The sequence below is a fragment of the Cupriavidus gilardii genome, assembly GCF_008801915.1.
In the GTDB taxonomy this organism is placed as follows: Bacteria; Pseudomonadota; Gammaproteobacteria; order Burkholderiales; family Burkholderiaceae; genus Cupriavidus; species Cupriavidus gilardii.
Genome location: NZ_VZOV01000004.1, coordinates 96,453 through 121,934, shown reverse-complemented (window position 1 = coordinate 121,934; position 25,482 = coordinate 96,453). Strand labels below are relative to the sequence as shown.

Here is a 25,482-nt window from a genome sequence, read left to right as displayed (position 1 = left end):
GCGAACTCGCGCAAACAAACACACCGCGCAAACGGAAAACGCGGATTATCGCACGGTTTCGAATCGGTTCCGGCAGTTTTTACCCTGACCGGGCCTGATCGGGGCCCTCATCGCCCTGCCCGGCCTCGTGCCCGGCCTCGTGCCCGGCATCTTGCCCGGCGCCACCGTGCTGCCCATGCCGCAACGCGCGCAGCAGCAGCCGCGCCGGATCGAGCGCGTCGGCCAGATCGCTTTCGACGGGCAGCGGCTCCCCCTCGATCCGGCTGGCCAGCAGTTCGCCGGCCAGCGCCGCCCAGGTCAATCCTCGCGAGGCAAATGCCAGCGCCACGTACAGGCCCGGCAGCCGCGGCAGATCGCGCAGATGCGCGCCGCGCAGCGAGGCGGCCCGGCGCTCGCATTCGGCCTCGTCGGCGACCTGGCCGACCCACGGCAGGCGATTGTGCGACACGCTGCGCACGCCGACATAGCCGTGCAGCGCGGCGGGGTCCAGCCCGTCCAGCGCCGCACCGCGGTCCGGCAACAGCGTCGATAGCCGGCGCAGATTGTCGGCATGGGTCTCGACCCGCTCGACCAGCGGCCCTTCGTCGGGCTCGTAGCTGGAACCGATCCTGGCGCTGCCGCCCCCGTCGCGCGGCAGCAGGTAACCGCTGCCCGTCACCACGCAGTCGGGCCAGCGGCCCAGCCGGGCCACATCGCCGGCCTCGAGCGTGGTCAGCTGTCCCCGCACGCGGCGGATCGGCAGGTGGCGCAGCGGCATCAGGCTGCTCGCGTGGTGCGCATTGGCCAGCACCAGCACCGGCGCTTCCGCCACCGGCTGCCCCGCCTCGTCGGATACCTGCCAGCCGTTTCCAGTCCGGTGCAGCGAGGCGATACGGCAGCCGAACCGCGTCTCCACGGCCTCGCCGGCCATTGCCAGCTGCGCGCGGCAGACGTCGGGCGGCGCGACCCATCCGCCCTGCGGAAACCACAGGCCGCCGCGCGCCACCGTCGCGCCATGCTCGGCGGCCGCCTGCTGCGCGCTCATCCATTGCACGTATTCCGGCGGCAAGCCAAGCTCGGCCAACGCGCGCTGCTGGAGCGCCGAGTCGTCGTCGTCCTGGCCGACCTGCAGCACGCCGCACCCCTTCCAGCCGACCGGATGCCCCGCTTCGGCCAGCGCCCGCCACGCTCGCAAGGCGTACTGATTGCCGGCGCGCGACAGCCGCGACAGCACGCTGTCGTCCGGCGACAGATGCGGATGCATGGCCGCGGCGCGATGCGACGAGGTCTCCCGCGCCGGACCGTCGTGCGCGTCGATCAGCGTCACGCGCCAGCCCCGCGCGGCCAGCCGCTCGGTCACCGCGCAACCGGCCAACCCGGCGCCGATCACGATCGCGTGGCGCCGAGTCCAGGCACCGGGCATCGGCGGCAGATGGCGACGGCGGCGTTCGGCAGGCAGGCGCGCGACCGTCATGTCGCGCTTGCTGCCGAAGCCGGGCACCTTGCTGACCGCGAAGCCTGCCGCCTGCAGGCCGCGCCTGACGAAGCCGGCGGCCGTATAGGTCGCCAGCGTGGCGCCGGGACGGGCCAGCCTGGCCAGCCCCTTCATCACCGTCGGGTCCCACATGTCGGCATTGCGCGCCGGGGCGAAGCCATCCAGATAGAAGGCGTCGGCGCCCACGGCCAGGCGCGGCAGCAGCGCCTGCACGTCGCCCAGCGCCAGCGTCAGCACCACCGCGCCGCCGTCGAAGGCGAGCCGATGCAGCCCGGGCAATGCCAACGGCCACGCGGCCTGCAGCTGCCGCGCCAGCGGAGCGAGCTCGCCGAGGCCGGCGTGCAGCTCGACCAGCCCCTCGCGTGTGAACGGATGCTTCTCGATCGAGACGAAATGCAGGCGCGCGCAGCGGCGCGGATCGTCGCGCCAGGCCTGCCACGTCGCCAGGAAATTGAGCCCCTGGCCAAAGCCCGTCTCGACGATGACGAACTGCTCCCGGCCCTGCCACGCCTGCGGCAGGCCATTGCCGCCGAGAAACACGTGCCGCGCCTGCGCCAGTCCGCCCTCGACGCTGTGATAGACGTCGTCATAGCGGGGCGAGTACGGCGTCCCCTGGTCGGACAGGATCGGCTCGGCGGGATCGAGGGCGCGGGGCATCGGGAGAACAAAAACGGGGCGGAGGACTGCGGGGAAAGACGTCTGGCGGCACGGCAAAACCGCCGCAGCATGCTGCATGACGGCGCTGGGGGCCGCGGAAGGTCGGCCGGATGGTAGCATGGCGCCCTGCTCCGCCCGCCCCTGCCATGCTCAGCTATCGCCACGCCTTTCACGCCGGCAATCACGCCGACGTTCTCAAGCACGCCATCGTCGCCCACCTGCTCGATTACCTGACGCAGAAGGACAAGCCGTTCTGGTATATCGACACGCATGCCGGCGCCGGCCTCTATGCGCTGGACGAAGGCTACGCGACCAGGAAGTCGGAGTTCGAGACCGGCATCGCGCCGCTGTGGCGCGCCGCCGCGGACGGCCGTGCGCTGCCGCCGCTGCTGCAGCAATACCTGGACCAGGTGCGCACGCTCAATCCCGACGGCCGCCTTCGGCACTATCCCGGCTCGCCGTGGCTGGCCTGGCAGATGCTGCGCGAGGCGGACCGGCTGCGGCTGTTCGAATTGCACAGCACCGAGATCCAGGTGCTGCGCGAGAACTTCCGCGGCGCGGGCCGTCGCGTGATGCTGTATGACGGTGATGGTTTCGGCGGCATCAAGGCCATCCTGCCGCCCCCGCCGCGCCGCGCGCTGGTGCTGATCGATCCGTCTTACGAGGACAAGCAGGACTACGCGCGCACCTTGCAATGCCTGCGCGACGGGCTGCAGCGCTTTGCCACGGGGACCTATGCGGTCTGGTATCCGCAGGTGCAGCGGCGCGAGTCCGTGCAATTGCCGGTCCAGATGAAGGCGCTGCCGTTCAAGAGCTGGCTGCACGCGACGCTGACCGTCAAGCACCCGGTGCCCGGCGGACTCGGCCTGCACGGCAGCGGCATGTTCGTCGCCAATCCGCCGTGGACCTTGCGCGCCGCGCTGGAGGCGGCGCTGCCGGCGCTGGTCGAACTGCTCGGCCAGGACGCCGGCGCCGCCTTCACGCTGGAAGGCGAACAGCCCTGAGCGCGGGACAGCGCTGCCTGCCGGCGCTGCGCCCGCCCCGCTACATCATGCGGCGGGTGAACTGCCCTCGCTCGGCGCCGGCCATCAGATCCAGGAACGCTTCCGTCGTCATATGGATCAGTTCCTCGTGGTCCCCCGCCTCGAAATAGACCTCGGGCTGGCCGAGCAGGCTGTCATCGATATAGGTGCGCATGCCATACGCCATGCCGACCGGCGGAATCGCGCCGAGCACGCAGTCCTTGAACACTTCGCGCACCTCGTCCTCGCTGGCCATCGTCAGCCGGCGCCCGGTGCGCTCGCATAGTTCGGACAGATCGAGCAGGCGGGTCGACGGCATCACCGCCGCCACGTAGCCCGCCTCGTCCTCGAGCAATACCGTCTTGACCAGGCGATCGCCCGGCACATGGGCGGCCTGCGCGGTGGCCATGCTGCCCAGCGCGTAGGGGTGGCGGATGATATCGAAATGGCTGTTCTTGCTGCTCAGGCAAGTCGCCAGGGTGGTTGCCAGTGCCATGATGGGTCCCCTCATCGAGATACAGGGATGGCGCGCACTGGCGTGAGGCGCGTGGCGCGCCGTCCATCAGCCATCACTGGGGGGCGCCGGTGCAACGCTGGCCTGCGGGTATCTACTATAGGACGCGGGGGACGTGACGCGCGGACACGGCGGCGGAACGCGACGCGGCAAGGCGGGCGGCGGCGATCGCGCCGTCCATCCAGAGCAATTCAGCGGGACATCAGCGGGGGAAGGTCACGGTGCCATGCACGGTGACGCCCGGCGGCACATAGACCGGGGCGGGTTCGACATAGACCGGCGCCGGGCCGTAGTAGCCGTAGCGCGGCCCCTTGCACTTGCGCTCTTCCTTGTAGTCGCCGTTGCCCTTGAACTTGCGTTCGACCTTGCAGTTGCCGTCCCAGTATTCTTCCTTGTAGTCGCCGCCATGGTGATGGCCGCGCCATTTGCCATGGCCGCTTTCGTCCTTCCAGGGATCGGCCTGGGCGGCCAGCGGCAGCGCGAGCAAGGCGGCGAGACAGAGGGATGTTGCGGTTGCAGTCATGATGGTGTCCCGATCCGATACGGGCCGACGGAGAGTTCTTCTTCTCGAAGAGCTTAGCGCCGGCGCGGAACGCCGGCGACCCATCAGGTGAAACGTCGGTAAGCAAATGTTTCGCCGATCACACCGGCCGGCGCACGCCGACAGGAAGTGGCGATGAAGAAGTGTGGTGCGAGGGAGGGGACTCGAACCCCTACACCATTGCTGGCGTCAGGACCTAAACCTGGTGCGTCTACCAATTTCGCCACCCTCGCGGTCCAGGCGGTGCCGCCCTGACGGGAGGCGCCGCGGTCTGCCGAACATCGGGCCGAAAAAACAAAAGAGGCGACTGGAACCGCTTGCCGCCCCTGCTTCTCCGACCGGCCTGCGGCGTTGCACCGCTGCCCGGCAAAGACCGCGGATTGTAGCGCATGGTTTCGCGCGAATCCAGCCCCCCGGGCGGCCTTCGCCGTCACGCCGTCACGCCATCACGCCGCTCCCCTGCTCCGGCCGCCGCACGCGGAACCAGGCCGCGTACAGCGCCGGCAGGAACAGCAGCGTCAGCACCGTGGCAACGATCAGTCCGCCCATGATCGCCACCGCCATCGGCCCCCAGAACACCGAGCGCGACAGCGGGATCATCGCCAGCACGGCGGCCGCCGCCGTCAGCATGATCGGCCGAAAGCGGCGTACCGCGGCCTCGACGATCGCGCTCCAGGCCGGCACGCCGGCGCGGATGTCCTGCTCGATCTGGTCGACCAGGATCACCGAGTTGCGGATGATCATGCCGACCAGCGCGGTAATGCCCAGCTGGGCGACGAAGCCCATCGGCGAGCGCAGCAGCAACAGCGTCGCCGCGGCGCCGATCAGCCCGAGCGGGCCGGTCAGGAACACCATCACGGCGCGCGAGAAGCTATGCAGCTGCAGCATCAGCAGCGTGAAGATCAGGAACACGCACAGCGGCAGTTGCGCGGCAATCGACGCGCCGGCCTTGCCGCTCTCCTCTTCGGCCCCGGCCACCGTGATCAGGTAGCCGGCCGGCAGCTCGGCGCGCAGCTTGTCGAGCTGCGGATCGATCTGCGCCGTCACGGTCGGACCCTGGATGCCGTCGACCACGTCAGCCTGCACGGTGACGCCGAAGTCGCGATTCTCGCGCCAGACGATGCCCGGCTCGGAGCGGATGCCGATGCGCGCGACCTGCGTCAGCGGCACCGCGCGGCCGCTGCTCGTCGGCACCTGCACGTTGTGCAGATCGGCCAGCGCCTCGCGTTCGTCCTTGGCCGAGCGCATCACGATGTCGATCAGCTTGTCGCCGTCGCGATACTGTCCGACCGGCGCGCCGGTCAGCACGGTCTGGGTGACGCGGGCGATCGCATTGGTGGTCACGCCGAGCGCACGGGCCTTTTCCTGGTCGATATCCAGGCGCAAGACCTTGACGTTCTCGTTCCAGTTGTCGTTGACGCCGACGGTGTTCGGGTTCGCGCTCATGATCGCCTTGACCTGGTCGGCGATCCGGCGTACTGCCGCGGCTTCCGGCCCGATCACGCGGAACTGCACCGGATAGGCCACGGGGGGCCCGTTCGGCAGCAGCTTCACGCGTCCGCGCAATTGCGGGAAGTCGCTCGCCAGCAGCGCGATGATGCGCTGGCGCAGCCGCTCGCGCACCTCGACGTCGACCGGCAGCACGATCAGCTGCACCACATTGCTCTGCGGAAAGATCTGGTCCAGTGGCAGGTAGAAGCGCGGCGCGCCGGTGCCGACGAACGTCGTGATGCTGCCGACATCGGCATCGCCGCGCAGCGCGGCCTCGAAGCGCCTGGCCTCGGCCTCGCTCTGCGCGAAGCTGGCGCCCTCGGGCAGCCACATCTCGACCATCAGTTCCGGCCGGCTGGAATCGGGGAAGAACTGCTTCTGGACGAACTGGAAGGCGAAGATGCCGAGCGCGAAGGTTCCCAGCGTGATCGCGATCACGGTCTTGCGCCAGTCCACGCACCAGTCCACCGCGCGCCGGAAGCGTGCATAGAACGGCGTGTCGAACACCTCGTGATGGCCGCCCTCGCTCGGCTTGACCTTCAGCAGCAGGTAGCCCAGGTACGGCGTGAAATAGACCGCTGCCAGCCACGACAGCACCAGCGCGAGCGCCGTCACCGCGAAGATCGCGAACGTGTATTCGCCGACCGTCGAACGCGCGAGCCCGACCGGCAGGAAGCCGGCGGCGGTGATCAAGGTGCCGGTCAGCATCGGCATCGCGGTCGACGTATAGGCGAAGGTCGCCGCCTCCATCTTGGAGAAGCCTTCCTCGAGCTTGCGCACCATCATCTCGACCGCGATGATCGCATCGTCGACCAGCAGGCCCAGCGCGATGATCAGCGCGCCCAGCGACACCTTGTGCAGGCCGATGTCGAACACGTTCATGAACAGGAAGGTGACCGCCAGCACCAGCGGGATGGTCAGCGCCACCACCAGGCCGGGGCGCGCATCGAGCCGCAGCGGCTTCGTATGCAGGCCCAGCGAGATGAAGCTGACCGCCAGCACGATCACCACGGCCTCGATCAGCACGCGCACGAACTCGCCCACCGAACGCTTGACCGCCTCGGGCTGGTCCTGCACCTGCTCCATCTCGATGCCGACCGGCAGCTGCTTGCGCAGCGCGTCGGCCTCGGCGCGCAGTGCCTCGCCCAGCGCGATGATGTCGCCGCCCTTCTCCATCGAGATGCCCAGGCCGATCACGTCCTTGCCGTTGAAGCGCATGCGCGGCGCGGGCGGATCGACATAGCCGCGATAGACGCGGGCGATATCGCCGAGCCGGATGTTGGCCGCGCCGTTGGGCCCGCGCAGCACCATGTTGCGCAGATCGCCGACATCGGCGAACTGGCCCGACACGCGCACCTGCACGTTGTCGCTGGGGGTCACCAGCACGCCGCTGGCGGTCAGGTTGTTCTGCTCGGCGATCTGGTCGGCGATCGCGTTCAGGTCCAGGCCGAGCTGCGCGAAGCGGGTCTGGTTGAACTCGATATAGATCTTCTCGTCCTGCAGGCCGATCAGCGACACCTTGGCCACCGACGGCACGCGCAGCAGCTGCTGCCGCACCAGGTCGGCGTACTCGCGCAGCTCCTTGTAGGTGAAGCCGTCGGCGGACAGCGCATAGATGGTGCCGTAGACATCGCCGAACTCGTCGTTGAAGAATGGCCCGCGCACGCCGGCGGGCAGCGTGCCCGCGATGTCGCCGATCTTCTTGCGCACCGTGTACCAGATCTGCGCCGTCTCCTTCGCCGGCGCGTCGTCGCGCAGCTGGAAGATCACGGTGGTCTCGCCCGGCTTCGAGAAGCTGCGGATCTTGTCCGCGTAGGGCACCTCCTGCAGCTGGCGTTCGAGCTTGTCGGTGACCTGCACCGCGATCTGTTCGGCGGTGGCACCGGGCCAGAAGGCCTGCACCACCATCACGCGGAAGGTGAACGGCGGGTCCTCGTCCTGCCCAAGCTGGAAGTACGACATCAGCCCGGCCAGCAGCAGCACCACCAGCAGATAGCGGGTCAGCGCCTGGTGCTCGAGCGCCCAGCGCGACAGATTGAATCGGGAGTGCTCCATCGCGGCGCCCTTAGCTGCGGGCGGCCGGCGCGCTGGCCGGCGGGTTTGCCGGAGCCGCGGCGGGGACAGGCGCCGAGGCGGGCGCGACGGCCTGCAACGGCCGCACCTTCTGTCCCGGCTTGAGCAGATGCACGCCGGCGGTGACGATGGTCTGGCCCGGACGCAGCCCGCTGCTGACCTCGACCTCGTTGCCGATCGGCTGGCCCAACGTGACCGCGACGGGCTGTACCGTGCCGGCCGCGCTGTCGTAGACCCAGACCTGGTTGCTGCCCTGCTGCTGCAGCAACGCGGTCAACGGCACGCGCACCGCCGGCGAGGCGCCGGTCCGCACGAAGGTGACCATCGCGGTCATGCCGAACTTCAGGTCGGCGGGCGGATTGGGCACGGTGATGCGTGCCGCGTAGGTGCGCGTGACCGGATCCGCGGCCGCCGCGATCTCGCGCACGCGGCCCGGCAGCCTGCGCTCCGGCTCGGCCCAGGTCCGCACGCTGACGTCGCGGATGTCGCGCAGCCAGTCGACCTGGTCCTCGGGCAGACCGATCGCGACCTCCTTCTCGGCGGTCTGCGCGACCCGCACCACCGACTGTCCGGCGCTGACCACCTGCCCCACTTCCGCGTCGATTGCGGTAACCACGCCGTCGGCATCGGAGGCCAGCACCGTATATCCGGTCCGGTTGCTCTGCTCGCGCAGCGCGGCCTCGGCCTGGCGCAGCCGCGCGGCGGCGGCCTCGTAGCTGGCCTGGCGACGGTTCTGCTCGGCCGCGCTGATAAAGCCCTTGGCAAACAGGTCGTTGTAGCGCTTCAGATCGGCCGCCGCCAGGTCGCGGTCGGTGCGCGCCGCCTCGTACTGGGCGCGCGAGCCCTGCTCGGCCAGGTTCAGGTCGGTCGGATCGAGCCGGGCCAGCGGTTGGCCGCGCCGCACCGTCGCCCCGACGTCGACCAGCCGCGCAGCGATCTTGCCGCCGACGCGGAAGCCGAGCCGCGATTCGATGCGCGGCCGCACGTCGCCGGAGAACTCATAGGCAGACTCGCCTGTCGCCGACTGCAGCTGCAACAGACGCACCGGCCGGACGTCCGGCGCGCGCTCGGGCTCGCGCGAACAGCCGCCGAGCACCAGCAGGGCAAGCAAGCACGGCAACACCATGCCGACGGTCGACGGCAGGGGCTTCAAAGCGTTGACGGCCGCGACTTCCGGCCCAGGGCAAGGCACTGGCATGGATGGCGATGAGACGGGTGCAACGGCATGACGAGAGGCGACGTGCGCCGGCACGGCCGGACTGGCGGCAAGCCGCAAGGCTGCCGCGCGACACGACAAGGGCGCCGACCGAAGGACGGCGGGTCCGGCAGTAAATAACCGGCCGGTCAGCAATATATCGACCCCTTCGGGGTGCGTCAAACGCGACGCGACGAACCACCCCATTTGGGGGGTGGAACGATCGATTTAGGCGCCAATTGGCGCGTGATGCGTGTCGACGGCCCCCCAATGGGTAGGGTGCCGGGCGTCCCGGCATGCCCTTGCATGCAGGCCGCGTGGTTACAATGCTGCCGCCATGTCCAAGCCCGACGCGCCTTCCGCCGATACCCCGCAAACGCCGTCCCCGATGCCGGCGTCAATGCCGGACGCCCCCGCGGCCGCGGAAGGCGATGTCGTGGACCACTACGAGAACTTTCCGGTGGCCAGCGTGCTGCTGCCCCGCCCGCTGCGCCGGCCAGTGGCGGTGATCTACCGCTTCGCCCGCACCGCCGACGATCTGGCGGACGAGGGCGATGCGGCGCCCGCCGAGCGGCTGGCCGCGCTCGGCGCCCTGTCCGATGCGCTCGAACGCATCGGCGCCGGCACCGATCCCGGTACGCCGATGATGCGCGCGCTGGCCGAGGTCATCGCCGAATACCGGCTGCCGCTGCCGCTGTTCCACGATCTGCTCGATGCGTTCCGGCAGGACGTGACGGTGCACCGTCATGCCGACTGGGACAGCCTGCTCGACTATTCGCGCCGCTCCGCCAATCCGGTGGGCCGGCTGATGCTGCATCTGTACGGCGCGGCCACGCCGGACCGCTTCGCGCGTGCCGATGCGATCTGCACCGGCCTGCAGCTGGTCAACTTCTGGCAGGACGTCGCGATCGACTTCGCGCGCGGCCGCATCTACCTGCCCGCCGACGCGATGGCGCGCCACGGCGTCGACGAAAACGCGCTGGCCGAGGGCCGCTGCGACGTGCGCTGGCTGGCGCTGATGGAGGAGCTGAAGATCCGCACGGAGGCGATGCTACAATCCGGCGCTTCGCTCGCGCTGGACCTGCCTCGCACGGTGGACTGGCGTATCGGCTGGGAGCTGCGGCTGGTGGTGCAAGGCGGCCTGCGCGTGCTGGAACGCATCGAGGCCGTCGGCTACGATGTCTTCCGGCGCCGTCCGACGCTCGGGCCCGCCGACTGGCTGCTGCTGGCATGGCGGGCGGCAGCGCGCTACCGGAGCGGCACCGCGCCGAGCAAGCCGGCTCATTGAGTTCGGGACCGAGCCGGGCTTGCATCCGGATCGAGTCCGGGATCGAGCCCCCAGATTGAGCCCCCCAGTGTGTCCCCTAGCGAGCGCGAGACCGCTTTGACGCCCGACCAGTACTGCCAAGACAAGGCCGCCCAGAGCGGCTCCAGCTTCTACTACAGCTTCCTGTTCCTGCCCCCGGAACGGCGGCGCGCCATCACCGCGCTCTATGCCTGGTGCCGCGAGGTCGACGACGTCGTCGACGAGACCCAGGACCTGACCGTCGCCCAGCAGCAGCTGGCCTGGTGGCACGGCGAGCTCAAGCGCCTGTTCGCCGGCGAACCGACCCATCCGACCACGCTCGCGCTGCAGCCGCATCTGGCCTCCTGCGGCCTGACGCAGCCGATGCTCGCGGAGGTACTGGAGGGCATGGAGATGGACCTGATGCAGACGCGCTATCTGGACGAGGCGGGCCTGGACCGTTATTGCCATTGCGTGGCCGGCGTGGTCGGCACGATGAGCGCGCGCATCTTCGGCTACCGCGATCCGCGCACGCTCGAATTCGCCGAGAAACTGGGGCGCTCGCTGCAGCTGGTCAATATCATCCGCGACGTCGGCGAGGACGCGCGGCGCGGCCGGCTCTATCTGCCGGTCAATGTGCTGCAGCGCTTCGAAGTGCCGGCCGCCGACATCATGCAGGGCCGCCATTCGCCGCGCTTCGTCGCGCTGATGCAATATCACGCCGAGCGCGCGCGCACCTTCTACCGCGAGGCGCTGGCGCTGCTGCCCGATAGCGACCGCCGCGCCCAGCGCGCCGGCCTGCTGATGGGCGCGATCTATCACGCCCTGCTCGACGAGATCGAGGCCAGCGGCTTCCAGGTATTGAACCAGCGCATCTCGCTGACCCCCATGCGCAAGCTGTGGATCGCATGGAAGACGTGGATACGCAACCGCTGAACACCGCGATGGCGGAACGCGCCGCCACGCCCGCCGCAACGTCGCCGCGAGCCGGTGACGCGGTGGGCGCAGCCGGCGCAGCCGGCGCGGTCGGCATCATCGGCGGCGGCTGGGCCGGCATGGCCGCGGCGCTCGAACTGGCGCAGGCCGGGCGCGTCGTCCAAGTGTTCGAAGCCGCCCCGGTGCTCGGCGGCCGCGCGCGCCGCGTCGCGCGGCGCCATCCGCAGGTGGCAGGCGAACTCGACAACGGCCAGCATCTGCTGCTCGGCGCCTATCGCCATACCCTCGCGCTGATGCGCCGCGCCGGCGTCGATCCCGATGCCGCGCTGCTGCGGCTGCCGCTGCAGATGGCCTATGCCGATGGCTGGCGGCTGCAGGCGCCGCGCCTGCCGGCGCCCTGGCATCTGGTGGGCATGGGCCTGACCGCACGCGGGCTGGGCTGGCGCGAGCGCGCGGCATTGGCGCAGGCGCTGTCGCGGCTGCGCGCCGCCAGCGATGACGACGATGCTGCTGATACCGATGGCGCGGGTGCCAACATCGCCGGCGAGACCGTCGCCGCGTGGCTGGCGCAGGCACCGTCGTCGCTGCGGGAACGCCTGTGGTTCCCGCTGTGCGTGGCGGCGCTGAACACCCCGGCCGAACAGGCCGATGCCCGCGTGTTCCGCCGCGTGCTGCGCGACAGCCTGCTGGCGGCGCGCGGGGACAGCGACATGCTGGTGCCGCGCCGGGACCTGAGCCGGCTGTTTCCCGAAGCCGCCGCGCACGCGATCGTTGCCGCCGGCGGCACGGTACGGACCGGCGCCGCGGTGCAGGCGATTTCGCAAAGCCCGCACGGCTGGCTGCTGCAGACGCACGCCGGCCGGCAGGAGGTCGCGCAGCTGGTCGTCGCCACCGCGCCGCGGCAGGCGGCGCGCCTGCTGGCGCAGGTCCCGCATGGCCCGCACCAGGCCGCGCTGCAGGCGGCCGCGGCGAAGCTTCAGGCCTTCGACCATGTGCCGATCGTCACGCTGTATCTGAACGTCGGCGCGCTGCGCCTGCCGCGTCCGTTTCTCGCGCTCGACGCCAGCGCCGCCGCGCCGGGTCAGTTCGTCTTCGATCGCGCCGCGCTGTCGACCGAGCCCCGCGCGTCGGCCGCGCCGGATCACGACAACGTCTGGTCGGTCGTGATCAGCGCGGCCGACGATGCCGCCGCGCTGCCGCAGGCAGAGCTGGCGCGGCGCGTGCGCGCGCAGCTTGCCACGCAACTCGCACCGTGGATTGCCGGTGCCGCGCACCTTGCCGACGCGCGCGGCGAATTCGTGATCGCCGAACGCCTGGCCACGTTCCGCTGCATACCGGGCCTGGCGCGTCCCGGCAACGATATCGGCGTGCCGCGCCTGGCGCTGGCGGGCGACTATACCGACGGGCGCGACGGCGCCTATGGGCCCTACCCGGCCACCATCGAAGCGGCGACGCGCAGCGGCTCGGCGGCCGCGGCGCTGCTGCAACGCGAACGCGTGCCGTCCGCCGCGACGGCATGACTTCCCTTCCCATCGACGTACCGAAGAGCCAGCACATGCATTCCCCCTCTCCTTCCCTGGGCCAGTCCATTCTCGATGCCGCCGAGGCGCTCGCGCGCTTCTCCGATATGGAGGGCGGCCTGACCTGCGCCTATCTGACGCCGGCCCATCGCGCCGCCGCCGCGATGCTGGCCGAACGCATGCGCGCGGCAGGCATGCAGGTGCGCGTCGATGCGATCGGCAACGTGATCGGCCGCTACGAGGCCGATCCGTCCGCTGGCCCCGATGCGAAGGTACTGATGACCGGCTCGCACTTCGACACGGTCCGCAATGGCGGGCGCTATGACGGCCGGCTCGGCATCCTGCTGCCGATCGCGGTGGTCGGCGCGCTGAACGAGGCCGGCATCCGGCTGCCCTACCATTTCGAGGTGGTCGGCTTTGCCGAGGAGGAGGGGCTGCGCTTCAAGACCAGCTTCCTGGCCAGCAGCGTGCTGGCCGGCCGCTTCGACCCGGCGCTGCTGGCGCGCGCCGACGCCGACGGCATCACGCTGGCGCAGGCGCTGGCGCAATCGGACCTGCCGGGCGGCGGCGATCCCGAGGCGCTGCGCGCGGCCGCGGTCGACCCCGCGACGCTGCTGGCCTTCGTCGAGGTCCATATCGAACAGGGACCAGTGCTGCTGCACCATGACCTGCCGCTGGGCATCGTCACACAGATCGCCGGCAGCAGCCGCTTTCAGGTGCGGGTGGAGGGGCTGGCCAGCCATGCCGGCACCACGCCGATGACGATGCGCAAGGATGCGGCCGCCGCGGCCGCCGAGATGGTGCTGCTGGTCGAGTCGCGCTGCGCGCAGGCGCCGACGCTGGTCGGCACGGTGGGCCAGCTGCAGGTGCCGAACGGCTCGAGCAACGTGATTCCTGCCGCGTGCCACTTCTCGATGGATATCCGCGCCGGCGAGGACGCGGTGCGCGAGTCCGCGATCGCCGATATCGTCGCCGGCATCGAGGCGATCGCCGCGCGCCGCGGCGTGCGTGCCGAGGTGGAACGGGTGCCGCCGGTCAACAACGCGCCGTGCGCGCCGTGGCTGCGCGAGCAGTTCGCGGCGGTGCTGAACAAGCGCGGCCTGCAGGCCTTCGAGCTGCCGTCCGGTGCCGGGCACGACGCGATGATGATGCAGCGGATCACCGACGTGGCGATGCTGTTCGTCCGCTGCGGCAACGGCGGCATCAGCCACAACCCGCTGGAGACCATCACCGCCGAGGACGCGCAGCTGGCGGCGGAGGTGTTCGTCGATTTCCTGAGGCATTTCCGACCGCGGTAATGCGGGCGGGTAGTGCGAGCGGAGAGTGCGGGCGGGTAATGCGAGCGGCTGATGCGGGCGGCTGATGCGGGCAAAAAGGTCCCCCCGATCCCCGCCATGACTTCCCTCTCCCGCTCGCGGGAGCGGCGCGGAACGCGGGACGCTGGCGTCGCGACCGGCCCTAGTTGCCTTGGTACATCTCCCTGCTGATGTCGTACAGGCTCTGCCGCAGTTTGCGCCGTTCGTCGGCCGACAGCTTGCCGCCGCGGCCCTGCCGCTCGCCGGCCTCGCGCTCGGCGCGCTGGCGGTTGGCGCGGCCGCGGCTTTCGCGCGGCGATGGCCGCTCGCGGTCCTGCCGGGCATGGCCCGGATGCCCCGGATAGCCCTCCGCGCCCCGGCCCGGATGGCGCGCGTGGCCCTGCAGCAGCGCGCCGAGTCCCGGCGACTGCGCGGACGCGCTGGCGGCATGCAGCAGCATCGACGGCAGCAGCAGCGCAAGCAGGGCTCCGGCGACACGGCGTCGGGCGCCGGAGGCGCGGCGCGGTTCGGACCGGGTGGATTTCGCTTTCATTGATAATGGCGGTCTGGGGCTTGCCCGCTCGGGCTACCGCTGGACGACGCCAAGGCTCCCGGATCGAGGCTGACCGATTTGCCCTTTGCGGGCAGCGCGCAGTGTAAACGCTGCCCGCTGTGCACTTGGCGAGCCGCAAGGTAAAGTATGTAACCTTTTGTTAAGCCATTTTGACCCCTAGCGAGACTCGCTAAGATTAGCGCCATGGAAAATACCAGCCACAAGATTCTCGTCGTGGACGACGACCCCCGTCTCCGCGATCTGCTGCGCCGCTATCTCGGCGAGCAAGGCTTTACCGTGCTGGTCGCGGAAAACGCCACCGCCATGAACAAGCTCTGGCTGCGCGAGCGTTTCGACCTGCTCGTGCTCGATCTGATGATGCCCGGCGAGGACGGCCTGTCGATCTGCCGTCGTCTGCGCGGCGCCAACGACCAGACGCCGATCATCATGCTGACGGCCAAGGGCGAGGACGTGGACCGCATCGTCGGCCTGGAAATGGGCGCCGACGACTATCTGCCCAAGCCGTTCAACCCGCGCGAACTGATCGCGCGCATCCATGCGGTGCTGCGCCGCAAGGGCCCGGCCGAAGTGCCCGGCGCCCCGTCGGAAACGCCGGAGACCTTCGCCTTCGGCGACTTCGTGCTGAACCTGGCCACGCGCACGCTGACCAAGAACGACGAGGAAATCACGCTGACCACCGGCGAGTTCTCGGTGCTCAAGGTGTTCGCCCGCCATCCGCGCCAGCCGCTGTCGCGCGAGAAGCTGATGGAAATGGCGCGCGGCCGCGAATACGAAGTGTTCGACCGCAGCCTGGACGTGCAGATCTCGCGCCTGCGCAAGCTGATCGAACCCGATCCCGGCAATCCACGCTTCATCCAGACCGTCTGGGGGCTGGGCTACGTCTTCATTCCCGATGGCGTGAAATAAGTCCCGGCCGTTATCGTGGCGACTGTGATCCGCCGCACGGCCACGCGTTTCTTCGGTTCGCTGTTCTGGCGGACCTTCATGCTGATCGCGCTGCTGCTGGCCATTTCGCTGGGCATCTGGTTTCAGAGCTACCGGCTGTTCGAACGCGCCCCGCGCGCGCAGCAGATCGCGATGCAGGTGGTCAGCGTGGTCAAGCTGACGCGCGCGGCCCTGCTCTATTCCGACCCGGCGCGGCGCCGCTTCCTGCTGCTCGACCTGGTACAGAACGAGGGCATCAAGGTCTATCCGCGCGAGCGCGACGACGACTTCACCACGCCCACCGCGAATCCCTTCCTGACCCAGCTGGTGCAGCAGGAAATCCGTGGCCGGCTCGGCGGCGATACCGTCATCGCGACCACGGTCAACGACATTCCGGGCGTCTGGGTCAGCTTCGAGATCGAGGGCGACGACTATTGGGTCGCGATCAGCCCGGAACGCTTCGAGCGCGTACCGGGGCTGCAATGGCTGTGGTGGACCGTGGCCGCGCTGCTGCTGTCGATCTTCGGCGCGGCCTTCATCACCGCGCGGGTCAACCGGCCGCTCAAGCGGCTGGCCGATGCCGCGCGCGCGATCGGTTCGGGCGGCGATCCCCCGCCGCTGCCCGAGCGCGGCGCCAGCGAGGTTGCCCAGGCCAATCACAGCTTCAACCAGATGGTGCGCGACCTGCGCCAGCTCGACGACGACCGCGTGGTGATGCTGGCCGGCATCTCGCACGACCTGCGCACGCCGCTGACGCGGCTGCGCCTGGAGACCGAGATGTCGCCGGTCGACGACAGCACGCGCGAGGCGATGATCGCCGACATCGAGCAGATGGACGCGATCATCGGCCAGTTCCTGAACTACGCGCGCCCCGCGCAGGAGAGCAGCGAGCCGGTCGACCTGTCGTCGCTGGTGCGCGATGCGGTCAACGTCTATGCCGCGCACGACGACATCCGCATCCGCGTGCATGCGCCCGAGCCGGTGATGGCGATGGCGAACCGGATGGAGGTGCAGCGCATCCTCGACAACCTGGTCGAGAACGCCCGCCGTTATGCCAAGGACCCGGACAGCGGCATCGCCGAGGTCGAGATCACCACGCGCAACCACGACAAGGAGGCGATGCTGGTGGTCGCCGATCGCGGCGACGGCGTGCCCGACGCGCAGCTGCCGCTGCTGACGCGGCCGTTCTATCGGCTCGACGCCGCGCGCAGCGAGGCCAAGGGCGCGGGGCTCGGCATGTCGATCGTCAACCGGATCATGCAGCGCAACGGCGGCCGCCTGGTGCTGACCAATCGTCCGGCCCCGGGCAGCGGCCTCGTGGTCAGCGCCTGTTTCCGGCGCGCTTGATGCAGCGCCGCCGACCGCCACGCTGGCGTCACGCCAATGGTGTATGGTGGCGCGATGCTCCAGTTCGACCGTCGTCCCCGCGCAAGCCGGGACCCGCGGCTCGACCGGCGCATGAAGACGCTGGGTCCCCGCGTTCGCGAGGACGACAGTATCGACGCAGCAGCCAGCCCCGCCCCTATCGGGCTCTTTGAGATTTTCAATTAGCCGTGCCGAGCAGGATGCTGCATACTTCCCATTCGTTGCGTGGCGTGCGCAACGGCCCGAGAAAATCGTCTTCGACGATGGCCGTCTGTCATGCCCCGCTGGCGTCTGTTCAACCGTATCCAGGAGAAGTCCATGAAGACCGTTGGTGACAAGCTCGAACCGTTCCACGTCGTCGGTGTCAAGCCGGGTTTCAACGCCCACGAAGAAAACGGCCAGTCGGCCTTTGAAGACATCACCGAGAAGTCGTTCGAAGGCAAGTGGAAAATCATCTACTTCTACCCGAAGGACTTCACCTTCGTGTGCCCGACCGAGATCGTGGCCTTCGCCAAGCTGAACCAGGACTTCGCCGACCGCGACGCCGTGGTGCTGGGCGGCTCGACCGACAACGAGTTCGTCAAGCTGGCATGGCGCCGTGAACACAAGGACCTGAACAAGCTGAACTCGTGGCAGTTCGCCGATACCACCGGCTCGCTGATCGACCAGCTGGGCGTGCGCGAGAAGGATGCCGGCGTTGCGCTGCGCGCCACCTTCATCGTCGACCCGGACAACACGATCCAGCACGTGTCGGTGAACAACCTGAACGTCGGCCGTAACCCGGACGAAATCCTGCGCATTCTGGACGGCCTGCAGACCGACGAGCTGTGCCCGTGCAACCGCGCTGTCGGCGGCGCGACGCTGTAATTCGCGCGATGTCGATGTTGCCGGCGGTTCGCCGCCGGCAACCGCGCCCCAGTGCGCACCGAAACCCGCTCACGCGGGTTTTTTCCGCCCCAAGCGATAGGAGAATTTGATGGAATTCCTCAACACGATCAAGAATCTCATCCCCGACTATGCGAAGGACATTCGCCTGAACCTGGACGGCACCATCGCACGCTCCTCGCTGGAGGGTAACGATGCGGTGGGCGTGGCATTGGCCGCCGCCTTCGCCGCCAAGAGCAAGATCATCGTCGACGCGATCCGCAACGCCGGCGTGCTGTCGCCCGAAGAGCTGAACGGCGCGCTGACCGCGGCCGCGCTGATGGGCATGAACAATGTCTGGTACCCGTATGTCGAGATGGCCGCCGATCCCGATCTGGCGAGCCAGCCCGCGGGCCTGCGCATGAACGCGTATGCCACTCATGGCGGCGTCGACAAGCGCCGCTTCGAGATGTACGCGCTGGCGGCGTCGATCGTCGGCAAGTGCCACTTCTGCGTCCGCTCGCACTACGAGCTGCTGAAGAACGAACAGGGCATGACCTCGCAGCAACTGCGCGATGTCGGCCGCATCGCCGCCGTGATCACCGCCGCGGCCAACGTGATCGCAGCCGAGTAAGGCTGCATCGCCTGTCCTGACCGGATCCCGCCCACGCGGGCATCCCGCATCGCCGATGGCCGCCTTGGGCGGCCATCGTCATTTCCGGCGCGCCGGCGGCGCCGCGCGTCCGCATTTCTCCGACTGCATTTGTGCACGGTCCGGCCTACAATCGAGGCAGATTCTGCTTCGCGGACCCTCCATGAGCCAACTGCCCTCGCCCTCCTCGCCGCATTTCCACTATCGTCTCGCCACCGCTTCGGACTGGGGCCAGATCGCCGCGGTCACGCAGGAAGCGTATGCGCAGTACGAGCTCGAGATCATGGAGGACTGCCGCGCGTCCTTCCAGCAGGGCATGCGTTCGGTGCTCGCGACCAATACGTCCGACATGGAATGGTGGGTCGCCGAGACCGATCACGGCATCAGCGGCGCGGTGCTGTTCTGCCACCCGGGCGCGACGCTGCAGGCGCTGGACGGCAGCACGGTGACGCTGGCCCTGCCCGAGGCGCGGCTGCTGTCGGTCAGCCCGCAGGCGCGCGGCCTGGGGCTCGGACGGACGCTGATGCAGATCTGCATCGAGCGTGCGCGCGATATCGGCGCGCAGGCGCTGGTGGTGCGCACCATGCCGGAAATGGGTGCCGCCAACCGGCTGTGCCAGCAGATGGGCTTCGTCAAGCGGACCGAGGCGGGCGCGCGCTCGGGGCCGCTGGAACGGCTGGTCGACTACGTCTACGCGATCGAGCCGAAGGAAGCCGACGCGCCGCAGCCGGGCCTGTAGCGGCACGCATCGCGCCGAAAGCGCGATGCCGAGCTCTCGACGCGCTCTCGACGCGCAAGCGCTCAGTCCTGCGGCGCGACGATGGCGCCGCGCCACAGCAGCACCACCGCCTGCGCGACGATGCCCTCCTGGCGCCCTTCGAAGCCCAGCTTCTCGTTGGTCTTGGCCTTGACGTTGCAGCGGCCGGCCGCGATGCCCAGATCCTCGGCCAGATTGGCCACCATCGCGCCGATATGCGGCGCCAGCTTCGGCGATTGCGCGATCACCGTCGCATCGACATTGCCCACTTCATAGCCGGCCTCGCGCACACGCCGCACCGCCTCGCGCAGCAGCGCGCGGCTGTCGGCGCCGGCAAAGGCGGGATCGGTGTCGGGGAAATGCCGGCCGATATCGCCGAGCGCCGCGGCCCCGAACAAGGCGTCGGTGATCGCATGCAGCAAGGCATCGGCATCGGAATGGCCGAGCAGGCCGCGGTCGTGGGGAATCTCCACGCCGCCGAGCACCAGCTTGCGGCCCGGCACCAGCGCGTGCACGTCGTAGCCTTGTCCCACGCGGATATCGAAGGGCATCATCGCGGTCGGTCTCCAGAAGAACCAGAAGAAGCGGCGGCGGGCTGGCCGCCGAGCAGGACTTCGGCCAGTGCGAAGTCCTCGGGATAGGTCACCTTGAAATTGCGCAGCGAGCCGTTGACCAGCCGCGGCTTCAGGCCGAGCCGCTCGATCGCGCTGGCCTCGTCGGTCACGACCGCGCCGCTGGCAAGCGCGTCCTCCAGCGCCTGACGCAGGACGCCGACGCGGAACATCTGCGGGGTCTGCGCCTGCCACAGCCCTTCGCGCGGCACGGTGCCGCCGATGCGGGAGGGCTGCGAGGGCCGGGCCGGATGCAGCGGCTCGGCTTCGGCACGCTTGAGCGTATCGGGCACGGGCACCGCCAGGATGCCGCCGATTGCCGCGTCGGGACCGTCGCCATCGTCGCCTTCCACCGCGCGGATCAGCGTATCGATCATCAGCGGCGTCAACCCGGGACGGGCGGCGTCGTGGACCAGCACCCAGTCCTGATCCTCGGCGCCGAGCTGGACCAGATGCCGCAAGCCGTTCAACACCGATTCATGGCGCGACGAGCCGCCGACGAAGGCCGTATCGAAGCGCAGCCCGGCGAAGGCCGCCGAGCCGAAGCGCGCCTCCAGCGGCAGATCGTCCGGCGCCAGCACCAGCGCGGTCGCGCTGATCGACTCGCAAGCCGAGAACGCGGCGAGCGCATACCAGATCATCGGATGGCCGGCCAGCTCGCGATACTGCTTGGGCAGGCCCGCGCCCGCGCGGCTGCCGCTGCCGGCACAGGGAATCAGGGCAAAACGTCGTTCGGACATGCGGCGGACAGGCGGATAAGGGAATCGGCGGGCGGCAAGGCAGGCGGCGCCCGAATGTGGCGGCCGATGGCCGGGCGCTGCGCATTCTATAATACGACCCTCTTCTCGACACCCCCGCCCGCGTTGCCGGCGGGGCGTCGTCGTTTGATCCGAACCGCTTTATGTCCGACGCCAACTCGCCTCCCGCGCTTCCCGTTTCCACTCAGCTGCCGCTGGTCAAGGCCGTCCAGCGCCATCAGATCGCCGGCCTGCACGGCTCGGCCGATGCGCTGGCTCTGGCTGCCTATGCCCGCGCGCATCACGACAAGACGCACGGCCAGATGCCGATGCTGGCGGTGATCTGCGCCAACGCGGTCGACGCGCAGCGGCTGGCCGACGAGATCCCGTGGTTCGCCCCGGAGCTGCGCGTACGCGTGCTGCCCGACTGGGAAACCCTGCCCTACGACAGCTTCTCGCCGCACCAGGATCTGGTATCGGAGCGCCTGGCGACGCTGCACGATATCCAGACCGGCCAGTGCGACGTGATGCTGGTGCCCGCGCAGACCGCGCTGTACCGCCTCGCGCCGCCCGCCTTCCTGGCCGCCTACACCTTCTTCTTCAAGCAGGGCGAACGGCTCGACGAGGCCGCGCTGAAGGCGCAGTTCACGCTGGCCGGCTACGAGCACGTCAGCGCGGTGATGCGGCCCGGCGAATACAGCGTGCGCGGCGGCCTGATCGACCTGTTCCCGATGGGCTCGGCGCTGCCGTACCGGATCGACCTGTTCGGCGATGAGATCGAGACGATCCGCGCGTTCGATCCGGACACGCAGCGCAGCCTGTACCCGGTCAAGGAAGTGCGCCTGCTGCCCGGCCGCGAGTTTCCGCTGGACGAGGCCGCGCGCACCGCGTTTCGCGGCCGCTGGCGCGAGGTGTTCGAGGGCGACCCCAGCAAGTCGCCGATCTACAAGGACATCGGCAATGGCGTCCCGTCGGCCGGCATCGAGTACTACCTGCCGCTGTTCTTCGAGTCGGCGGCGACGCTGTTCGACTATCTGCCGGCCGGCACGCATCTGGCCTATGTCGGCGCGATCGACGAGGCGATCCGGCGCTTCTGGACCGATACGCAGCAGCGCTACGACTTCATGCGGCACGATCGCGAGCGGCCGCTGCTGCCGCCCGCGCAGCTGTTCCTGAACGAGGAGCAGTTTTTCAGCGCCGCCAAGCCGCTGGCGCGGCTGGTGCTGCAGCAGGGCCCGGCCGGCGCCGATGCCGTGCCGCTGTCGGCCGCGCTGCCCGACGTCTCGGTCAATCGCCGCGCCGAAGACCCGCTGGTCAATCTCGAGGCGCTGCTGCTGCGCAAGCAGGCGCGCGTGCTGATGTGCGCCGATTCGGCGGGCCGCCGCGAGACGCTGCTGCAGCTGTTCGCCGACAGCGGCCTGCGCCCGCACCCGGTCGAGGACTGCGCCGCCTTCCTCGCCGGCGACGCGACGTTCGCGATCGCGGTGGCGCCGCTGCAGAGCGGCTTCGTGCTGCCCGGTGCCGACGGCCATCCCGATCTCGCCTTCGTCACCGAGGCCGAGCTCTATGCGAATACCGCGCGCCGCGCCGGCCGCCGCAAGCAGGAACAGGCCAGCAGCGTCGACGCGATGGTGCGCGACCTGGCCGAGCTGAAGATCGGCGACCCCGTCGTGCACAGCGAACACGGCATCGGCCGCTACCAGGGCCTGGTCACGCTCGACATGGGCCAGGGCGACGAGGAATTCCTGCATCTGGACTACGACAAGGGCAGCAAGCTGTATGTGCCGGTCCACCAGCTGCATGTGATCTCGCGCTATTCGGGCGCCGACCCGGAGACCGCCCCGCTGCATTCGCTCGGCTCGGGCCAGTGGGAGCGCGCCAAGCGCCGCGCCGCGCAGCAGATCCGCGATACCGCCGCCGAGCTGCTGAACCTGTACGCGCGCCGCGCGCTGCGCGAGGGCCATGCGTTCGCGCTGTCGCCGAAGGACTACGAGACCTTCGCCGAGAGCTTCGGCTTCGAGGAAACGCCGGACCAGGCCGCGGCGATTGCCGCGGTGATCGCCGACATGACCTCGGGCAAGCCGATGGACCGCCTGGTCTGCGGCGACGTCGGCTTCGGCAAGACCGAGGTGGCGCTGCGCGCGGCCTTCGTCGCGGTGATGGGCGGCAAGCAGGTCGCGATGCTGGCGCCGACCACGCTGCTGGCCGAGCAGCATTTCCAGACGCTGTCGGACCGCTTCGCCGACTGGCCGGTGCGCATCGTCGAGCTGTCGCGCTTCAAGACGAAGAAGGAGGTGGAGGCCGCGATCAAGCAGATCAACGACGGCACCGTCGATATCGTGATCGGCACGCACAAGCTGCTGTCCGACGACGTGCGCTTCCAGCGGCTGGGCCTGGTCATCATCGACGAAGAGCACCGCTTCGGCGTGCGCCAGAAGGAGGCGTTGAAGACGCTGCGCGCCGAGGTCGACGTGCTGACGCTGACCGCGACACCGATCCCGCGTACGCTGGGCATGGCGCTCGAGGGATTGCGCGACTTCTCGGTGATCGCCACCGCGCCGCAGAAGCGGCTGGCGATCAAGACCTTCGTGCGGCGCGAGGAAGACGGCGTGCTGCGCGAGGCGATCCTGCGCGAGCTCAAGCGCGGCGGCCAGGTCTATTTCCTGCACAACGAGGTCGAGACCATCGAGAACAAGCGCGCGCGGCTGGCCGAGCTGGTGCCGGAGGCACGCATCGCGGTCGCGCACGGACAGATGCACGAGCGCGAGCTCGAACGCGTGATGCGCGATTTCGTCGCGCGGCGCGCCAATATCCTGCTGTGCACGACCATCATCGAGACCGGCATCGACGTGCCGTCGGCCAACACGATCCTGATCCACCGCGCCGACAAGTTCGGCCTGGCGCAGCTGCACCAGCTGCGCGGGCGCGTCGGCCGCTCGCACCACCAGGCCTACGCCTACCTGCTGGTGCACGATCCGGAAGGGCTGACCAAGCAGGCGCAGCGGCGGCTCGAGGCGATCCAGCAGATGGAGGAGCTCGGCTCGGGCTTCTACCTGGCGATGCACGACCTCGAGATCCGCGGCGCCGGCGAGGTGCTGGGCGACAAGCAGTCGGGCGAGATCCACGAGATCGGCTTCCAGCTGTACACCGACATGCTGAACGCCGCGGTCAAGGCGCTGAAGGCCGGCAAGGAGCCGGACCTGATGGCGCCGCTGGCGGCGACCACCGAGATCAACCTGGGCACGCCGGCGCTGCTGCCGAACGACTACTGCACCGACGTGCACGAGCGGCTGTCGCTGTACAAGCGGCTGGCCAACTGCGAGCGGCCGGAGCAGGTCGACGACATCCACGAGGAACTGGTCGACCGCTTCGGGCGCCCGCCGGCGCAGGCGCAGGCGCTGATCGAAACGCACCGGCTGCGCATCGCCGCGGTGCCGCTGGGCGTGCGCAAGATCGACGCGGGCGAGGCGTCGATCAGCGTGCAGTTCGTGCCCAACCCGCCGATCGACGCGATCCGCATCATCGACCTGGTGCAGAAGAACCGGCATATCAAGCTGGCCGGCCAGGACAAGCTGCGCATCGAGGCGAAGATGCCCGACGTGGCGGTGCGCGCGCAGACGATCAAGCAGACGCTGCGGCAGCTGGCTTGACGATGTGCCGGGGGACACGGCGCGGCAAAGTGGACCCCGGCACATGTCCAGGTGTAGGATCGGACATCCAACAGCGTGATCCTGCCGCATGCCAGCCCATACCCCTGCTCCCGCCGACGCCTTCACGGACACTCCCGAACACGCCGCCCTCGACTGGACCCGCCGGCTGATCGAGTTCGACACCACCAGCCGCGAATCCAATCTGGGCCTGATCGAGACGGTGCGCGACCACTTCGCCGCCCGCGGCCTGAAGCCCCACCTGAGCTACAACCCGCAGCGCAACAAGGCCAATCTGCATGTGACCGTGCCCGCGGCCGACGGCAGCGAGCAGCGCGGCATCGTGCTGTCCGGGCATACCGACGTGGTGCCGGTCGACGGCCAGGACTGGAGCACCGATCCGTTCCGGCCGGCGCTGCGCGACGGCAAACTGTATGGCCGCGGCGCCTGCGACATGAAGGGCTTCATCGGCACCAGCCTCGCGCTGCTGCCCACGCTGCTGCAGGCGCGGCTGCGCGAACCGGTGCACTACGCGCTGTCGTTCGACGAGGAAGTCGGCTGCATGGGCGCCCCCTATTTGATCGACGACCTGCGCGAGCGCGGCATCCAGCCCGCGGGCTGCATCGTCGGCGAGCCGACCAGCATGCGCGTGATCGTCGCCCACAAGGGCATCAACGCCTATCGCTGCTGCGTCAAGGGTCAGGCCGCGCATTCGTCACTGACCCCGCGCGGCGTCAATGCGATCGAATACGCGGCGCGGCTGATCTGCTTCATCCGCGACCTCGCCGACGAGTTCCGCGCCAAGGGGCCCTACGACGATGCGTTCGACGTGCCCTTCACCACCGCATCGACCGGCACGATCCAGGGCGGCATCGCGCTGAACACGATTCCCGCGCTGTGCGAGTTCGTGTTCGAGTACCGCAACCTGCCGGGCGTCGATCCGGAGGCGATCCGCGCGCGCATCGAGGCCTATGCCAACGACGTGCTGCTGCCGCGCATGCGCGCCGAGCATGCCGACGCGGACCTGAGCATCACGCGCATCGCCGCGGCGCCGGCGCTCGACGCCGCCGAGCGCGATGCGATCACGCAGCTGGTGCGCGCGCTGACCGGTGACAACGCGATCAGCAAGGTCGCCTACGCCACCGAGGGCGGGCTGTTCCAGCGCGCCGGCATCCCGGCCGTGGTCTGCGGCCCCGGCGACATCCAGCAGGCCCACAAGGCCGACGAGTTCGTCGCGCTGGAGCAGCTCGCGCAATGCGAGGCCTTCCTGCACAAGGTCGTCGACAGCCTGCGCCTCGAAGCCTGACGGTTCCCGTCGGGACACCACGACAGCCACGACACCCAACCC

At 69.4% G+C, this 25,482-nt stretch carries 20 protein-coding genes and 1 tRNA gene; 12 read left to right on the top strand and 9 right to left on the bottom strand.

Annotation, left to right across the window (positions count from 1 at the left end; genetic code table 11):
* Positions 1–79: 79 nt before the first annotated feature.
* On the bottom strand, positions 80–2,131 hold the full coding sequence (gene mnmC / locus F7Q96_RS07830) for a bifunctional tRNA (5-methylaminomethyl-2-thiouridine)(34)-methyltransferase MnmD/FAD-dependent 5-carboxymethylaminomethyl-2-thiouridine(34) oxidoreductase MnmC (protein ID WP_151022417.1): 2,052 nt from the start codon (positions 2,129–2,131) through the stop codon (positions 80–82).
* Between the two features lie 146 nt (positions 2,132–2,277).
* On the opposite strand from mnmC, the gene F7Q96_RS07825 reads away from it, so the two are divergent.
* Entirely contained in the window at positions 2,278–3,135 is an 858-nt protein-coding gene (locus F7Q96_RS07825; RefSeq protein WP_053821929.1) for a 23S rRNA (adenine(2030)-N(6))-methyltransferase RlmJ, read from the top strand.
* Positions 3,136–3,175: 40 nt separating this feature from the next.
* On the opposite strand, the gene F7Q96_RS07820 is transcribed toward F7Q96_RS07825, so the two are convergent.
* From F7Q96_RS07820 to F7Q96_RS07800, 5 genes are all read right to left on the bottom strand, one after another.
* On the bottom strand, positions 3,176–3,649 hold the full coding sequence (locus F7Q96_RS07820; RefSeq protein WP_053821930.1) for an aminoacyl-tRNA deacylase: 474 nt from the start codon (positions 3,647–3,649) through the stop codon (positions 3,176–3,178).
* 220 nt (positions 3,650–3,869) lie between these two features.
* A complete protein-coding gene (locus F7Q96_RS07815; protein ID WP_053821931.1) occupies positions 3,870–4,190 on the bottom strand; it encodes a PXPV repeat protein in 321 nt (106 codons plus the stop codon).
* A gap of 164 nt (positions 4,191–4,354) precedes the next feature.
* Positions 4,355–4,441: transfer RNA gene (locus F7Q96_RS07810), tRNA-Leu, on the bottom strand.
* 205 nt (positions 4,442–4,646) lie between these two features.
* Positions 4,647–7,754: an efflux RND transporter permease subunit gene (locus F7Q96_RS07805; protein WP_053821932.1), complete on the bottom strand. Its 3,108-nt coding sequence runs from the start codon at positions 7,752–7,754 to the stop codon at positions 4,647–4,649.
* Positions 7,755–7,764: 10 nt separating this feature from the next.
* Positions 7,765–8,970: an efflux RND transporter periplasmic adaptor subunit gene (locus F7Q96_RS07800; RefSeq protein ID WP_053821933.1), complete on the bottom strand. Its 1,206-nt coding sequence runs from the start codon at positions 8,968–8,970 to the stop codon at positions 7,765–7,767.
* 397 nt (positions 8,971–9,367) lie between these two features.
* On the opposite strand from F7Q96_RS07800, the gene hpnC reads away from it, so the two are divergent.
* The 4 genes from hpnC to F7Q96_RS07780 all read left to right on the top strand — a co-directional run bounded on the left by hpnC (position 9,368) and on the right by F7Q96_RS07780 (position 14,006).
* Complete coding sequence (hpnC, locus tag F7Q96_RS07795; protein WP_053821934.1) at positions 9,368–10,255, top strand: squalene synthase HpnC; 888 nt, start codon at positions 9,368–9,370, stop codon at positions 10,253–10,255.
* 96 nt (positions 10,256–10,351) lie between these two features.
* The gene (gene hpnD / locus F7Q96_RS07790; protein WP_053821935.1) at positions 10,352–11,188 is read left to right on the top strand and encodes a presqualene diphosphate synthase HpnD; all 837 of its coding nucleotides are present in this window, start codon (positions 10,352–10,354) and stop codon (positions 11,186–11,188) included.
* A complete protein-coding gene (gene hpnE / locus F7Q96_RS07785) occupies positions 11,161–12,708 on the top strand; it encodes a hydroxysqualene dehydroxylase HpnE (protein WP_249041655.1) in 1,548 nt (515 codons plus the stop codon). Before hpnD ends, hpnE begins: the two co-directional genes overlap by 28 nt.
* Before the next feature lie 35 nt (positions 12,709–12,743).
* Positions 12,744–14,006 (top strand): Zn-dependent hydrolase, encoded by a 1,263-nt coding sequence (locus tag F7Q96_RS07780; RefSeq protein ID WP_151022470.1) that lies wholly within the window; start codon positions 12,744–12,746, stop codon positions 14,004–14,006.
* Positions 14,007–14,166: 160 nt separating this feature from the next.
* Here F7Q96_RS07780 and F7Q96_RS07775 read toward each other — a convergent pair whose 3' ends face one another.
* Positions 14,167–14,556: a hypothetical protein gene (locus F7Q96_RS07775; RefSeq protein WP_151022415.1), complete on the bottom strand. Its 390-nt coding sequence runs from the start codon at positions 14,554–14,556 to the stop codon at positions 14,167–14,169.
* A 204-nt stretch (positions 14,557–14,760) separates the two neighbouring features.
* On the opposite strand from F7Q96_RS07775, the gene ompR reads away from it, so the two are divergent.
* The 5 genes from ompR (at position 14,761) to F7Q96_RS07750 (ending at position 19,121) form a co-directional block, all read left to right on the top strand.
* Positions 14,761–15,483 (top strand): osmolarity response regulator transcription factor OmpR, encoded by a 723-nt coding sequence (gene ompR / locus F7Q96_RS07770; RefSeq protein WP_006576352.1) that lies wholly within the window; start codon positions 14,761–14,763, stop codon positions 15,481–15,483.
* A 15-nt stretch (positions 15,484–15,498) separates the two neighbouring features.
* Complete coding sequence (locus tag F7Q96_RS07765; RefSeq protein WP_151022413.1) at positions 15,499–16,848, top strand: ATP-binding protein; 1,350 nt, start codon at positions 15,499–15,501, stop codon at positions 16,846–16,848.
* Positions 16,849–17,184: 336 nt separating this feature from the next.
* A complete protein-coding gene (locus F7Q96_RS07760) occupies positions 17,185–17,733 on the top strand; it encodes a peroxiredoxin (protein WP_053823112.1) in 549 nt (182 codons plus the stop codon).
* Between the two features lie 109 nt (positions 17,734–17,842).
* Positions 17,843–18,364 (top strand): carboxymuconolactone decarboxylase family protein, encoded by a 522-nt coding sequence (locus F7Q96_RS07755; RefSeq protein WP_053821939.1) that lies wholly within the window; start codon positions 17,843–17,845, stop codon positions 18,362–18,364.
* Between the two features lie 181 nt (positions 18,365–18,545).
* Positions 18,546–19,121, top strand: coding sequence for a GNAT family N-acetyltransferase (locus F7Q96_RS07750; RefSeq protein WP_053821940.1), 576 nt, complete (start codon positions 18,546–18,548; stop codon positions 19,119–19,121).
* Positions 19,122–19,183: 62 nt separating this feature from the next.
* On the opposite strand, the gene ispF is transcribed toward F7Q96_RS07750, so the two are convergent.
* Together ispF and ispD are read right to left on the bottom strand one after the other, a co-directional pair.
* The gene (gene ispF / locus F7Q96_RS07745) at positions 19,184–19,693 is read right to left on the bottom strand and encodes a 2-C-methyl-D-erythritol 2,4-cyclodiphosphate synthase (protein WP_053821941.1); all 510 of its coding nucleotides are present in this window, start codon (positions 19,691–19,693) and stop codon (positions 19,184–19,186) included.
* Positions 19,690–20,490: a 2-C-methyl-D-erythritol 4-phosphate cytidylyltransferase gene (ispD, locus tag F7Q96_RS07740; RefSeq protein ID WP_053821942.1), complete on the bottom strand. Its 801-nt coding sequence runs from the start codon at positions 20,488–20,490 to the stop codon at positions 19,690–19,692. The genes ispF and ispD overlap by 4 nt, the downstream gene beginning before the upstream one ends.
* Before the next feature lie 161 nt (positions 20,491–20,651).
* On the opposite strand from ispD, the gene mfd reads away from it, so the two are divergent.
* Positions 20,652–24,137, top strand: coding sequence for a transcription-repair coupling factor (gene mfd, locus F7Q96_RS07735; protein WP_151022411.1), 3,486 nt, complete (start codon positions 20,652–20,654; stop codon positions 24,135–24,137).
* An 88-nt stretch (positions 24,138–24,225) separates the two neighbouring features.
* A complete protein-coding gene (argE, locus tag F7Q96_RS07730) occupies positions 24,226–25,440 on the top strand; it encodes an acetylornithine deacetylase (RefSeq protein ID WP_151022409.1) in 1,215 nt (404 codons plus the stop codon).
* The last annotated feature ends 42 nt before the right edge of the window (positions 25,441–25,482 follow it).

Coding starts and splice junctions, on each gene's coding strand:
- mnmC (WP_151022417.1), bottom strand. CDS start 2,131: ATGCCCCGCGCCCTCGATCCCGCCGAGCCGATCCTGTCCGACCAGGGG.
- F7Q96_RS07825 (WP_053821929.1), top strand. CDS start 2,278: ATGCTCAGCTATCGCCACGCCTTTCACGCCGGCAATCACGCCGACGTT.
- F7Q96_RS07820 (WP_053821930.1), bottom strand. CDS start 3,649: ATGGCACTGGCAACCACCCTGGCGACTTGCCTGAGCAGCAAGAACAGC.
- F7Q96_RS07815 (WP_053821931.1), bottom strand. CDS start 4,190: ATGACTGCAACCGCAACATCCCTCTGTCTCGCCGCCTTGCTCGCGCTG.
- F7Q96_RS07805 (WP_053821932.1), bottom strand. CDS start 7,754: ATGGAGCACTCCCGATTCAATCTGTCGCGCTGGGCGCTCGAGCACCAG.
- F7Q96_RS07800 (WP_053821933.1), bottom strand. CDS start 8,970: ATGCCAGTGCCTTGCCCTGGGCCGGAAGTCGCGGCCGTCAACGCTTTG.
- hpnC (WP_053821934.1), top strand. CDS start 9,368: ATGCCGGACGCCCCCGCGGCCGCGGAAGGCGATGTCGTGGACCACTAC.
- hpnE (WP_249041655.1), top strand. CDS start 11,161: ATGGAAGACGTGGATACGCAACCGCTGAACACCGCGATGGCGGAACGC.
- F7Q96_RS07780 (WP_151022470.1), top strand. CDS start 12,744: ATGCATTCCCCCTCTCCTTCCCTGGGCCAGTCCATTCTCGATGCCGCC.
- F7Q96_RS07775 (WP_151022415.1), bottom strand. CDS start 14,556: ATGAAAGCGAAATCCACCCGGTCCGAACCGCGCCGCGCCTCCGGCGCC.
- ompR (WP_006576352.1), top strand. CDS start 14,761: ATGGAAAATACCAGCCACAAGATTCTCGTCGTGGACGACGACCCCCGT.
- F7Q96_RS07760 (WP_053823112.1), top strand. CDS start 17,185: ATGAAGACCGTTGGTGACAAGCTCGAACCGTTCCACGTCGTCGGTGTC.
- F7Q96_RS07755 (WP_053821939.1), top strand. CDS start 17,843: ATGGAATTCCTCAACACGATCAAGAATCTCATCCCCGACTATGCGAAG.
- F7Q96_RS07750 (WP_053821940.1), top strand. CDS start 18,546: ATGAGCCAACTGCCCTCGCCCTCCTCGCCGCATTTCCACTATCGTCTC.
- ispF (WP_053821941.1), bottom strand. CDS start 19,693: ATGATGCCCTTCGATATCCGCGTGGGACAAGGCTACGACGTGCACGCG.
- ispD (WP_053821942.1), bottom strand. CDS start 20,490: ATGTCCGAACGACGTTTTGCCCTGATTCCCTGTGCCGGCAGCGGCAGC.
- mfd (WP_151022411.1), top strand. CDS start 20,652: ATGTCCGACGCCAACTCGCCTCCCGCGCTTCCCGTTTCCACTCAGCTG.
- argE (WP_151022409.1), top strand. CDS start 24,226: ATGCCAGCCCATACCCCTGCTCCCGCCGACGCCTTCACGGACACTCCC.